Annotated in this window: 12 protein-coding genes and 3 pseudogenes; 9 read left to right on the forward strand and 6 right to left on the reverse strand. The window is 68.1% G+C overall.

The features are described 5' to 3' along the window. Nucleotides 1–27: 27 nt before the first annotated feature. Together MFF21_RS17450 and cydB are read left to right on the forward strand one after the other, a co-directional pair. On the forward strand, nt 28–300 hold the full coding sequence (locus tag MFF21_RS17450; protein ID WP_238312569.1) for a hypothetical protein: 273 nt from the start codon (nt 28–30) through the stop codon (nt 298–300). A gap of 178 nt (nt 301–478) precedes the next feature. Next, complete coding sequence (gene cydB / locus MFF21_RS17455; RefSeq protein ID WP_238312570.1) at nt 479–1,522, forward strand: cytochrome d ubiquinol oxidase subunit II; 1,044 nt, start codon at nt 479–481, stop codon at nt 1,520–1,522. Nucleotides 1,523–1,641: 119 nt separating this feature from the next. Here the strand turns inward: cydB and dgcA are convergent. Both dgcA and dgcN read right to left on the reverse strand, forming a co-directional pair. Beyond that, nucleotides 1,642–2,626, reverse strand: a pseudogene (dgcA, locus tag MFF21_RS17460) (N-acetyl-D-Glu racemase DgcA). Nucleotides 2,627–2,634: 8 nt separating this feature from the next. Further along, entirely contained in the window at nt 2,635–3,648 is a 1,014-nt protein-coding gene (gene dgcN, locus MFF21_RS17465; protein WP_238312571.1) for an N-acetyltransferase DgcN, read from the reverse strand. A 179-nt stretch (nt 3,649–3,827) separates the two neighbouring features. Here dgcN and maiA point away from each other — a divergent pair, with 179 nt between their 5' ends. The 5 genes from maiA (at nt 3,828) to MFF21_RS17490 (ending at nt 7,931) form a co-directional block, all read left to right on the forward strand. Continuing rightward, nucleotides 3,828–4,472 (forward strand): maleylacetoacetate isomerase, encoded by a 645-nt coding sequence (gene maiA, locus MFF21_RS17470; RefSeq protein ID WP_238312701.1) that lies wholly within the window; start codon nt 3,828–3,830, stop codon nt 4,470–4,472. A 116-nt stretch (nt 4,473–4,588) separates the two neighbouring features. Beyond that, on the forward strand, nt 4,589–5,920 hold the full coding sequence (locus MFF21_RS17475) for an NAD(P)/FAD-dependent oxidoreductase (protein ID WP_238312572.1): 1,332 nt from the start codon (nt 4,589–4,591) through the stop codon (nt 5,918–5,920). Nucleotides 5,921–5,930: 10 nt separating this feature from the next. Beyond that, the gene (locus MFF21_RS17480; protein ID WP_238312573.1) at nt 5,931–6,125 is read left to right on the forward strand and encodes a DUF1192 domain-containing protein; all 195 of its coding nucleotides are present in this window, start codon (nt 5,931–5,933) and stop codon (nt 6,123–6,125) included. Nucleotides 6,126–6,246: 121 nt separating this feature from the next. Next, complete coding sequence (locus MFF21_RS17485) at nt 6,247–7,173, forward strand: ABC transporter ATP-binding protein (protein ID WP_238312574.1); 927 nt, start codon at nt 6,247–6,249, stop codon at nt 7,171–7,173. Then, on the forward strand, nt 7,170–7,931 hold the full coding sequence (locus MFF21_RS17490) for an ABC transporter permease (protein WP_238312575.1): 762 nt from the start codon (nt 7,170–7,172) through the stop codon (nt 7,929–7,931). Before MFF21_RS17485 ends, MFF21_RS17490 begins: the two co-directional genes overlap by 4 nt. A gap of 6 nt (nt 7,932–7,937) precedes the next feature. On the opposite strand, the gene MFF21_RS17495 is transcribed toward MFF21_RS17490, so the two are convergent. After that, a complete protein-coding gene (locus MFF21_RS17495) occupies nt 7,938–8,714 on the reverse strand; it encodes an alpha/beta fold hydrolase (RefSeq protein WP_238312576.1) in 777 nt (258 codons plus the stop codon). Between the two features lie 90 nt (nt 8,715–8,804). Between MFF21_RS17495 and MFF21_RS17500 the strand changes: the two genes are divergently transcribed. Further along, nucleotides 8,805–9,641, forward strand: a complete 837-nt coding sequence (locus MFF21_RS17500; protein ID WP_238312577.1) for an FkbM family methyltransferase — start codon at nt 8,805–8,807, stop codon at nt 9,639–9,641. Here MFF21_RS17500 and sfsA read toward each other — a convergent pair. Beyond that, nucleotides 9,628–10,344 carry a DNA/RNA nuclease SfsA gene (gene sfsA, locus MFF21_RS17505; RefSeq protein WP_238312578.1) on the reverse strand — a complete coding sequence of 239 codons (717 nt, stop codon included), beginning with the start codon at nt 10,342–10,344 and terminating at the stop codon, nt 9,628–9,630. The two genes, MFF21_RS17500 and sfsA, sit on opposite strands and share 14 nt — an antisense overlap. 24 nt (nt 10,345–10,368) lie before the next feature. Next, nucleotides 10,369–10,512 (reverse strand): annotated as a pseudogene (locus tag MFF21_RS17510) (IS481 family transposase); the annotation flags it as partial. Here MFF21_RS17510 and MFF21_RS17515 point away from each other — a divergent pair. Next, nucleotides 10,508–11,132: pseudogene (locus tag MFF21_RS17515) on the forward strand (IS5 family transposase); the annotation flags it as partial. The pseudogenes MFF21_RS17510 and MFF21_RS17515 overlap by 5 nt on opposite strands. Nucleotides 11,133–11,231: 99 nt before the next feature. Here the strand turns inward: MFF21_RS17515 and MFF21_RS17520 are convergent. Beyond that, nucleotides 11,232–12,131: a transporter gene (locus MFF21_RS17520; RefSeq protein WP_238312579.1), complete on the reverse strand. Its 900-nt coding sequence runs from the start codon at nt 12,129–12,131 to the stop codon at nt 11,232–11,234. Between the last annotated feature and the right edge of the window lie 2 nt (nt 12,132–12,133).

Here is a 12,133-nt window from a genome sequence, read left to right on the forward strand (position 1 = left end):
GGCCCAAAGTTGTTGCGGATCCTGACGATGTCGTTCCTGCTGCGTGCCAGCCTCGTGATCGGGGTGCTCTCCTATCTCGCCGCCACGCGCGGGGGCGAGGCGCCGGCCCTGCCGAAGGTCAGCCTCACCGCCTCGGACGCGGCCGCCCTTCTGGACGCGGTTCCCGAGGCGACGCGGCAGCGCCTGCTGAAGGAGGGTTCGGCCGAGCTCGCCCGACGCCTCGCCGCGCCCCCCGCCTCGACCGATACCTTGAACGACAACGACCGGCACCCGGCCTGGCGCGGGGTCGTGGGTCACTGAGACGCGGGTCCGCATCCTGGCCAGGGAGCCGCCACGCCCCTAGGTTCGACGGCATCGGCCAGACCCCCGCCTCGTCCGATCCGATCGGTGCGGAGGCTCCGGCTTCTCGTGACGACGCGCTTTCCGTCGACGAACCGCCTTTGCTTCGTCGGAAAGCGCGCCAGGGAGACGGGCGCGCATGTTCGGGTTCGGGACCGAATACGAAGGTCTTGCCTTCTGGCTTCCCCTGGTCTGGTCCGCCCTGCTGGCGCTCGCCGTCGCCATGTACGTGGTGATCGACGGGTTCGATCTCGGCGTCGGCATCCTGTTCACCGCGGCGCGGCCGGGCAACTGGCGCGACCGGATGATGCTCTCGGTGGCTCCGATCTGGGACGGCAACGAGACCTGGCTGGTGCTCGGCGGCGGCGGCCTCTTCGCGGTGTTCTCGGTCGCCTACGCCATCCTGCTGCCGGCGCTCTACCTGCCGCTGATCCTGATGCTGATCGCCCTGATCTTCCGCGGCGTCGCCTTCGAGTTCCGCTTCAAGGCCGAAACCTCGCAGCCGATCTGGGACAACGCCTTCCATTACGGCTCGCTGGTCGCGACCTTCGCCCAGGGCATGGTGCTCGGCGCCTTCGTGCAGGGCTTCCAGATCGAGGGGCGCGGCTTCACCGGGGGCGCCCTCGACTGGCTCACCCCGTTCAGCGTGATGACCGGCATCGGCCTCGTCTGCGGCTACGGGCTCCTCGGCGCGACCTGGTGCGTGATGAAGACCTCCGGCGAGCTGGAGATCTGGTCGCGGATCAAGGCCAAGCAGTTCCTGGCCGGCACCGTGATCTCCATGGCGATCGTGAGCGCCTGGGTGCCCTTCCTCGGCCGCGACATCCAGTGGCGCTGGTTCTCCTGGCCGAACGTCCTGTTCGTGGCCCCCGTCCCGCTGCTGACGGCCTTCGTCTGCTGGCGGATCTGGAAGAACCTGGAGGACGGCCGCACGGCCTCGCCCTTCCTCCAGACGATCGCGCTGTTCCTGCTCGGCTTCCTCGGCCTCGCGATCAGCCTGTTCCCCTATATCGTGCCGCCGTCCATGACGATCTGGCAGGCGGCGAACGCGACCTCGGCGCTGCAATTCGCCCTGATCGGCTATTCCGTCGTCATGCCGATGACGCTCGCCTACACCGCCTATGCCTATTGGGTGTTCCGCGGAAAGCTCGAAGAGAACGTCGATCCGGGGAGCTACCACTGAGCGCGCCGGGCGGAGCGCGGCGCCTGCTCTGGTTCGCCGCCTTCTACGCGGCGAGCCTGATCGTATTCACGGCGCTCGTCTACCTGCTGCGCCACGTCGTGCGCGGTTGACGGGGCCCTTCAGCCCCAGAGGGCCGGCTCCGGCGGATGGATCGTGCTGCCCTCGAAATGCAGGGCCGGATCGCGGTCGCGGGCGAGCAGGAGCGGGCCGTCGAGATCGACATAGGCCGCCCGGTCGGCGAGCAGCATGGCCGGCGCCATGGCGAGCGAGGTGCCGACCATGCAGCCAACCATCAGCGAAAAGCCCCGCGCCCAAGCCTCCTCGGCGAGCAGGATCGCCTCGGTGAGGCCGCCGGCCTTGTCGAGCTTGATGTTGATCGCGTCGTAGCGCCGGGCCAGGGCGTCGAGCCCGGCCCGGTCGTGCAGGCTCTCGTCGGCGCAGATCGGGATGGTGCGGTCGATCTCGGCGAGCAAGCCGTCCTCGCCCGCCGGCAAGGGCTGCTCGATCAGGCCGACCCCGGCCGCCTTGCAGGCGGCGAGATTGGCTTCCATCGTCTCCGGCCGCCAGGCCTCGTTGGCATCGACGATCAGGCGGGATTCCGGGGCGCCCCGGCGCACGGCGGCGATCCGCTCCGGATCGCCCTCCCCCCCGAGCTTCACCTTGAGAAGCGGCCGCTGCGCGGCGGCGCGGGCGGCGGCCTCCATGGAGTCCGGCGTGCCGAGGCTGAGCGTGTAGGCGGTGGTGGCGGGACGGGGCGCGGAGAGGCCGGCAAGGGCCCAGGCCGGCTTTCCGGACCGCTTCGCCTCGAGATCCCACAGGGCGCAGTCGAGGGCGTTGCGGGCCGCACCCGGCTTCATCCGCTCGAGCAGATCGGCCCGGGTCGCCCCGGCCGCGATGACCTGCGCCTGTTCGGCGAGCAGGGCGCTCACGCTCTCCACCGTCTCGCCGTAGCGGGGCATAGGGCACGCATTCGCCCCGGCCGCGCAGAGCCCCCTCCTCCACCGTGGCGACCACCACCACGGCCTCGGTCCGGCTGCCGCGGGCGATGGTGAAGGCCCCCGCGATCGGGAAGCGCTCGACGGCGACGGTGAGGCGGCGGGACATGGAGGGTCTCAGGGCGCGGGGAACGCGGCGGCGATCCGGTCGACGATGGGCTCGACGCCGAAGCGCACGGGATCGGTCGCGGGCAGGTCGTGCTCGGCGGCGAGATCGGCGAGCAGCCGGCGCGCCTCGTCCTCGGAGAGCGCCTGCGTGTTCACAGCGATGCCGACCGGGCGGATGTCGGGATTGGTCAGGCGGCCGCAAAGAACGGTCAGATCGATGACCTGACGGAGGCTCGGCAGGGGATGCTGCACCCCGCGCATCCTGGTGCGGGTCGGCTCGTGGCAGATCACGAAGGCGTCGGCCTGGGCGCCGTGGAGCAGGCCGAGGCTGACGCCGGCGAAGGAGGGATGGAACAGGGAGCCCTGCCCCTCGATCAGGTCCCAATGCTCGGGCGAAGCGGCCGGGGCGATCCACTCGACCGCGCCGGAGATGAAATCCGCCACCACCGCGTCGATGGCGACGCCCCGGCCGGAGATGAACACGCCGGTCTGGCCGGTCGCGCGGAAATCCGCGTCGAAGCCGCGCGCGCGCATGCCGCGCTCCAGGGCGAGGGCGGTGTATTTCTTCCCGACCGAGCAATCGGTGCCGACGGTGAGCAGGCGCCGGCCGGGGCGCCGCGTGCCCTTGCCCGTATCGAAGGTCTCGGTGGTGTGGCGCACGTCGTGGAGCTGGCGCCCGTGCCGCTCGGCGGCGCGCGCGATCTCGGGAACGGCGCCGAGGCGCACGTGCAGGCCGCTCGCCACGTCGAGGCCCGCCTCGAGCGCGGCCACGATCCGGGAGACCCAGTGCTGCGGCAGCCGCCCCCCCGCATTGACCACCCCCACCACCAGGGTGCGGCAGCCCTTGGCCACCGCCTCGTCGAGGGTGAGGTCCGGGATGCCGAGATCGGCGGCGCAGCCCTCCATGCGCAGCTGGCCGACGCACCATTCCGGGCGCCAGTCGGCGATCCCGTAGGCGGTCTTGGCGGCCAGCCGGTCGGGCACGTCGCCCAGGAACATCAGGTAGGGCGTGGCGATCTGCATGCAGCGGCATCCCCGCGACTCGGTCCCGCCCTCGTCTATGCGCGATCCGTGCCCGTCGCGCCACGGGCTGCGACGCGATCACGCTTCGACGATCTCGCTCCCGCAGCACGGTTCGGGCCTTGCGGTCGTGCCAAGGTTGCGCTTGGCTCCCGGCGCATTCGAGGGAGACCATGCGCGCGATGAAGATGTACGGCAATTGGCGCTCGGCGGCCGCGTTCCGGGTGCGGATGGCGCTGAACCTCAAGTGCATCGCCTGCGAGGAGATCTTCATCGACCTCGATGCCGGCGACCAGCACAAGCCGGAATTCCGCACGATCAACCCGCAGGGCGCGGTGCCGGCCCTGTTCGACGGCGACGGGCCGCCCCTGACCCAGTCGCTGGCCATCCTCGACTATCTCGAGGAGACGCATCCGGAGGTACCGCTGCTGCCGCAGAACCCGCGGGAGCGGGCGCGGGCGCGCTCCCTGGCCCAGCTCGTGGCCTGCGACACCCACCCGCTCTACGTGCCGCGGGTGCGCAACTTCCTGATGGAGAATTACGGCCTGTCGCGGGAGCGCATGCTGGAATTCCTGCGCAACGCCTTCACCACCGGCCTCGGCGTCCTGGAGACGCGGCTCGCGCAGGAGCCGGGCACCAGCCGGTTCTGCCAGGGCGACGCGATCAGCCACGCCGATCTCTGCCTCGTCAGCCTCTGGGTTGGAACGGGCATCTTCGGGATCCCGACCGAGCCCTATCCCACCGTGAAGCGCATCGCCGAGGCCTGCCTCTCGGTCGAGGCGATCGCCCGGGCGCACCCCCTGCGCCAGCCCGGTGCGCCGTCATGACGGCTGCGCGGAGAGGATAGGATTAAATTTTTCCAGTCATGATATGAGCGGTGCCGGGCGAAGCAGCGTTGGCGTGAAGACCAAGGCACGAGCTTCAAGGGGTGAGCGGGGCGCGCATGGTTCCGGTTGAAACGGTCACGGACCTCCACAAGATCGTCGTCGTCGGCGGGGGCGCCGCGGGGCTCGAATTGGTGACGAAGCTCGGCAACCGCTATGGCCGGAAGGGCAAGGCCCACGTCACCCTGGTCGACCGCTCGCGCACCCATATCTGGAAGCCGCTCCTGCACGAGGTCGCGGCGGGCAGCCTCGATATCGGCCACCACGCGGTCGACTACCTGCACCACGCCCACGAGCACCATTTCCGCTACCGCATCGGCGAGATGACCGGGCTCAACCGCGCCGACAAGCTCGTCGAGCTCGCCGCGAGCTTCGACGCGGAGGGGCGCGAGGTCACGCCGAAGCGCACCATCGCCTACGACACGCTGATCATGGCGGTGGGCTCCACCACCAACGATTTCGGCACCCCGGGGGTGCAGGAGCACGCCATCGCCCTGGACACCAAGGACCAGGCGGTGCGCTTCCACCAGCGCCTGATCAACGCGATGCTGCGCGTCCACACCCAGGCCGGCCCGGTGCGGCCCGGCCAGCTCCACGTCGTCGTGATCGGCGCCGGCGCCACCGGCACGGAGCTCGCCGCGGAGCTGCACCGCACCACCCGCGAGGTCGCCAAGACCGGCCTCGACCGGATCGACCCGGCCAAGGACCTGAAGATCACCCTGGTGGAGGCGGCCGACCGCATCCTGCCGGCGGTGCCGGAGCGGCTCTCCGGCGAGGTGATGACGCTGCTCTCGAAGATCGGCGTGGATGTCCGCGTGAAGGCGCGGGTGACCGAGGTGCGCGCCGAGGGCGTGCAGCTCGCCGATGGCGGCTTCATCCCCTCCGAGCTGGTCGTCTGGGCGGCGGGCGTGAAGGGGCCGAACTTCCTGCACGGCCTCGGCGGCCTGGAGACGACCCGCAGCAACCAGCTCGTCGTCACCCCGACGCTGCAGACCACCCGGGACCCCGACATCTTCGCCATCGGCGACTGCGCCTATCTGGTCGAGCAGGGCTCGGACCGGCCGATCCCGCCCCGGGCCCAGGCCGCGCACCAGCAGGCCTCCCATCTGCTGAGCCAGATCCCGAACAAGCTCGCCGGCCGGCCGCTCAAGCCGTTCCGGTACCGCGACTTCGGCTCCCTGGTCTCGCTCGGCGAGTACACCACCGTCGGCAACCTGATGGGCTTCATCCAGGGGAAGAACATGTTCATCGCCGGGCTGTTCGCCCGGGTGATGTACCGCTCGCTCTACAAGATGCACGAGATGGCGGTGAACGGCACCTGGAAGACCGCCCTCGACTCGCTCGCGCGGGCGCTCACCCGGCGCACCGTGCCGCGGGTGAAGCTGCATTGAGGGCGGCCCGATGAGCGCCGAGGAGGACGAGGGCCGCCCGAAGCGCGTCGCCCGGCATGAGGTCGGCCAGCGCCTCGACGACCTCTCCGTCGAGGAGATCGGCGAGCGGATCGCGCTGCTGCGCACCGAGATCGATCGCCTGGAGGCGGCCAAGAAGGCCAAGCAGGCCGCCCGCGCCGCGGCGGGGTCGATCTTCAAGCTGTAGAGGTGCGCCTGCGCACGCGGGCGGCGGCGGGAGGCTCGGAAAGCCGGGCGGGCGTGATAGAGGGGCGCCCGCCGGGATCTCGCCAGGGATCCCGAAAAGAAAACAGCACGTCCGAGCCGCGATGCCGCCGATCATCTCGATCCGAGACCTCTCGAAGGTCTACGCCTCGGGCCTCCAGGCGCTGAAGGCGATCAACCTCGACATCCGCGAGGGCGAGATCTTCGCCCTGCTCGGGCCGAACGGCGCGGGCAAGTCGACCCTCATCAACGTCATCTGCGGCATCGTCACCCCGAGCACGGGCAGCGTCACCGTCGACGGGCACGACATCCTGAAGGATTTCCGGGCCGCCCGCGCGCGCATCGGCCTCGTGCCCCAGGAGCTGACCACCGACGCCTTCGAGAAGGTGATCGCCACGGTGAGCTTCACCCGCGGCCTGTTCGGCCTGCGCAAGGATCCCGGCCATATCGAGCGGGTGCTGCGCGACCTCTCCCTCTGGGAGAAGCGCGAGAGCCGGATCATGACCCTGTCCGGGGGCATGAAGCGCCGGGTGCTCATCGCCAAGGCGCTGGCGCACGAGCCGAGCGTCCTCTTCCTCGACGAGCCGACGGCGGGCGTCGACGTGGAGCTGCGCAAGGACATGTGGCGGCTGGTGCGCCGCCTGCGCGACCAGGGCGTCACGGTGATCCTCACCACCCACTACATCGAGGAAGCCGAGGAGATGGCCGACCGCGTCGGCGTGATCCGCAAGGGCGAGATCATCCTCGTCGAGGAGAAGCGGGAGCTGATGCGCAAGCTCGGGCGCAAGCAGCTGACCCTGCACCTCCAGAGCCCCGTCGCGACCCTCCCCCCGGCGCTTGCGGGATACGACCTCGCCCTGTCGCAGGACGGCCAGACGCTGACCTACACCTACGACACCCAGTCCGAGCGCACCGGCATCACCCCGCTCCTGAACGCGCTCTCGGAGGCCGGCCTCGCCTTCAACGACCTGCAGACCAGCCAGAGCTCGCTCGAGGACATCTTCGTCGATCTCGTCAGGGAGCACGCATGAACTGGCCCGCGGTCAAGGCCATCTTCGCCTTCGAGATGGCCCGCTTCTGGCGCACGGCGTTGCAGAGCATCGTCGCGCCGGTCATCGCCACCTCGCTCTATTTCGTGGTCTTCGGCGCGGCGATCGGCGCGCGGGTGACGGCGGTGGACGGGATCGCCTACGGCGCCTTCATCGTGCCGGGGCTGATGATGCTCTCGCTCCTGACGCAGAGCATCTCCAACGCCGCCTTCGGCATCTACTTCCCGCGCTTCGCCGGCACGATCTACGAGCTGCTCTCGGCCCCGGTCTCCGCCTACGAGATCGTGGCGGGCTATGTCGGCGCGGCGGCGACGAAATCGATGGTGATCGGCCTGATCATCCTCGCCACCGCCGCCCTGTTCGTGCCGCTGCACATCGCGCATCCGTTCTGGATGGTGTGCTTCCTGGTGCTGACGGCGGTGACCTTCAGCCTGTTCGGATTCCTGATCGGGCTCTGGGCGGACGGATTCGAGAAGCTGCAGCTGGTGCCGCTGCTGATCGTGACGCCGCTCACCTTCCTCGGGGGCAGCTTCTACTCGATCGAGATGCTGCCGCCCTTCTGGCGGACGGTGAGCCTCGTCAACCCGGTCGTCTACCTGATCAGCGGCTTCCGCTGGAGCTTCTTCGGCAAGGGCGACGTCAGCGTCGGCATCAGCCTGACGATGACCTTCCTGTTCCTGGCCCTCTGCCTCGCAGCGGTCGCCTGGATCTTCAAGACAGGCTACCGGCTGAAGAGCTGAGCCGGATCAGGGCCGCGCGTCGAGGAAGTCCAGCACGCCCTTGCGGTGCAGCCGGTCGCCGACCGCGGTGGAATGGTCGCGGTTGGGCAGTTCCAGCATCTGCGCGTTGGGGATGAGCGCGGCGAGGCCCGGGCCGGAACCCGCCACCGTGTCGAGGGTGCCGACGGAGACGAGGGTCGGCACCTCGATGCCGGACAGCTCCGCCCGCGACAGGGTCTGGCGCGAGCCGCGGATGCAGGCGGCGAGCGCCCGCAGGTCGCTCTTGGTCTGCTCCGCGAAGGTGCGGAAGGCCGCCGCGGTCGGGTCGGCCGCCGGCGTGCCGGCCGGCGCTTCCAGGGCGTCGGCGATGCCCTGCGGCAGGCCCCGGCCCTCGACGAGATGCATGCCGATGCCGCCGAGCAGGGCCGAGCGCACCCGCGCCGCATGGTCGAGGGCGAGGAACGCGGTGATGCGCGCGCCCATGGAGTAGCCCATCACGTCGGCCCGCTCGATGCCGAGATGGTCGAGAAGGCGCACCGCGTCGGCGGCCATCAGGTCCGTGCCGTAGTCGCCCGGATCGTAGAGCTTGCCGCTCTGGCCGTGGCCGCGATTGTCGAGGGCGATCACCCGGCGGCCCGCCTCGGAGAGGGTGCGCACCCAGAGCGTGTTCACCCAGTTCACGGCATGGTTCGAGGCGAAGCCGTGGATGAGCAGGATCGGCTCGCCCGAGCTCCCCTTCGCCGGCTCCTTCGGGGCCACGTCGATATAGGCGATGGAGACGCCGTCGGAATCGAAGCTCTGCATGGGAAGCCTCTTGCCGCGAGCGGCGTGCAAAAGTCAAAGCTGTGCGAAATGCTTGCGGGGCCGCCCGCGCGCTGGCATCACGCGGCCGCGATGACAGACCTCCAGCCCTACGGCACCTACGCTCCCACCGGCCTCGTCGCGCGCATCGCCGCGCATACGCAGACCCTCTCCCCCCAAAGCTGGCGCGGGCGCCGCACCGCCATGCTCCTGCGCCGCATCGCGATCTCGATGCTGCGGGGCAAGCCCCTCGACGTGGAGCGCTACGGCGCCCGGATGCGGCTGCACCCCTACAACAACAATTGCGAGAAGAAGGTGCTGTTCACGCCGCAATTCTTCGACCCGGAGGAGCGGGCGCTGCTCAAGGCCCGCCTGCCCGAGAATGCGGTGTTCCTCGATATCGGGGCCAATATCGGGGCCTACGCCCTGTTCGTGGCGGCCTTTGCCGGGCGGAAGGCCCGCATCCTCGCCGTCGAGCCGCAGCCCGACGTGTTCGACAAGCTGATCTACAATATCGGCCAGAACCCCTTCGGCACGATCAAGGCGGTCGCCTGCGCCATCGCCGACAAGGCCGGCGAGCTGACCCTGTTCATCGATCCGCGCAACCGCGGCGAATCGAGCGTGAAGATCGTCGGCACCAACCAGGGCGCGGAGATCCGCGTGCCGGCCATGACCCTGCTCGGCCTGTGCCAGAGCGAGGACATCACCCACATCGACGCGATCAAGCTCGACGTGGAGGGGGCGGAGGACCTGATCCTGGAGCCGTTCCTGCGCGAGGCGCCGGGCAGCCTGCACCCGAACCTGATCGTGGTGGAGAACGGCACCGACCAGTGGCAGCTCGACCTGCCGAAGCTGCTGGAGAGCTACGGCTACCGGCGCATCGCCCAGACCCGGCTCAACCTCGTCTTCGAGCGCGTCAGTCAGGGCTGACGATCGGGATCTCCTCCGCGATCGCGACGCCCTCCGGCCCGACCGCGCAGACATAGGCATGGGCCTCGACACCCGCCGCGCGGGCGGCACGGAAGGCCTTGTCGAAGGCCGGGTCGATGTCGCGGGCGACGTCGAAGGCCTCGGCCCGCATCTGCACGACGACGATCAACAGGGCCCGGCCGCCCTGGGCCACCACATCGGCGAGCTCGGCCATGTGCCGGGCGCTCCGCGCCGCCTTGCAATCCGGGAACTCCGCGAGGCCGGCCCGGCGCATCAGGTGGCAGTTCTTCACCTCGACATGGCAGGGCGGTCGCCCCTCCCCCGTGGCCAGGAAGTCGACCCGGCTGGCCTTGCCGTAGGCGACCTCGGGGCGGAAGCCCACATAGCCCGCGAGCGGCGCGAGCCGACCCTCGCGAAAGGCTTCCGCCACCAGGGCATTCGGGCGGCTCGTGTTGATGCCGACCCATTGCGGGCCGCCCGGCAGGTCCGCCTCCACCAGCTCCCAGGAATGGGCGAGCTTGCGGGCCGGGTTGGTGGAGCGGGAGAGCAGGACCCGGCTGCCCGGCGCGTTGAGCCCGAGCATCGCGCCGGGATTGGCGCAATGGGCCGTGATCAGGCTGCCATCGGCGAGTTCGACATCGGCGAGGAAGCGCTTGTAGCGCTGGACGAGGCGGCCCTCGGTCAGGGCTTCGGGGAAACGCATCGGGATACCTTGGCTTTGCCGCGCCTAGCTGTGGATGGTCAACAGGTTGTCCTCGCTTGGACCGAGGCGGCTGATGGGTGTTGTGCTGTTGATGCCACCGTGTGGGCGGTGCCAGTTGTAGCGCAACAGGAAGGCGGGCCGGTCTGCGCGGCGCTGCTCCGAGGTGTCGAGCCGCTTCTACCGCTGGCGCAAGGCCGGTTTGATCGACCGGGGGCTGCAGGCGCAGGCGGATGCACGTGGGGATCTCGACGGGGACCTGCATTGTGGACGCCACGATGGTGCGCGCCCATCAGTACGCCATCGGGAAACGCCGGTCCGGCGCCATCAGGGGGTAAGGCAACGGTCGAGGGCGTGGGCGAGACGCTCGGGCACAGCCAAGGCGGGTTCTCGACCAAGCTGCATCTGCGCGCCGAAGCCGGGGGCAAGCCGATGACGGCGGTGCTGACGGCGGGCGAGCGCCACGCGCCGTTTGCGCTGGATGCTCTGATGGACCGGGGTGCGGTGCCCCGCACCTGCGGCCGCGACGGACGGCAGGTGATCGGGGCTATTCCAGTCCGCCGGCCCGTCGCCGCCTCGGAAAACGTCGGATCGAGCCGGTGATACCGATATGCAACGACCAGCCGCGTCAACCCGACTTCGACAAAGCCGCCTACCGCGAGCGCAGCGAGCTCGAGCGGCTGATCGGCCGGCTCGAGCAGTATCGCCGCATCGCCACACGCTACGAGAAGCGGGCGGCCAACTACCTCGCCATGGTCACGCTTGGCATGACCATGCTCTGGCTCATATGACTTTGCAGAAACGCCCTGGTCTTCATCTTCCAAAGCCCCGGCGAAACGGTCAATTAATCTGGTCCAAAACATCCCCCATTTGGCGGGCCCCTATACTGATTAAAACAATTTCAGAATACGGATTGTTCCGCGAAAATCTTCCTTAAAGCCTCCGCTCGCCGCGATGTCATGCTGTACCATTCCCAAAATCTGCCAATCAGGCGCTACAAATTTCGAGACTTCGAAGCGAATTTGATCGGCACGAGTTGCCGAACCATTCAGAATTCCGTCGAGCCTTTGGGCTCCGCCCATCAATTTCGAGTAACCAATTGCAAATCGCCAAGTCTGATCGCTTGGTGGAGAATAAGAAATCCAAGTCTGAAATTGGTAGCTTTGACTTTGGGTAAGCCTGCCAATGCCGCGCGTGAGTGCGTCTGAATTGGTGCCATACCACATTACATCGCCAGCAAGCTGCCAATTGAAATCTTTCAAAAATTGCTGTTGAAGGCCCGCCTGGAGATCAAACTTCCAGCGGTTTTCGCCCATATTAAGCACCCTGCCAAAATCGTAATTGCCCACCGGGGCGAATAGATAGGGGGTTATGGCAAAGGCTGTTCCAGCTTGCTGGTTGTTTACGAGCCAGACAGGGGCTGCAAAGATCAGATCGGCAACCCCCCATGTTGACCGAATTGGCTGGCCGCCGATTTTGGCATCAAAAAGACTACCGACGGGGATAAGCACTTGCGGAGCAATTGTCACTCCCCCAATATCCATATAGTGAACAAATCGAAATATTTCAACAGATGAGTCTAGGCTTGTTCCGTTCTTGATCTCCTGCCCGCCGATGGCTTGGTACGTGCTTCGTTGTGTGAAAGTCGTATAAAACGCCGCTATGGAAGTTCCATCAGGGGCGGGGATATAATCCATAGAGTTGAGATCGACGGCTTTGGCCGGCGTCGTTAAATGAACTGCAGACAACAATAGCCCACAGGTCAGCAGTTTTTTGATAGCGTATCTCATTT

Source organism: Methylobacterium organophilum (genome assembly GCF_022179465.1).
In the GTDB taxonomy this organism is placed as follows: Bacteria; Pseudomonadota; Alphaproteobacteria; order Rhizobiales; family Beijerinckiaceae; genus Methylobacterium; species Methylobacterium organophilum.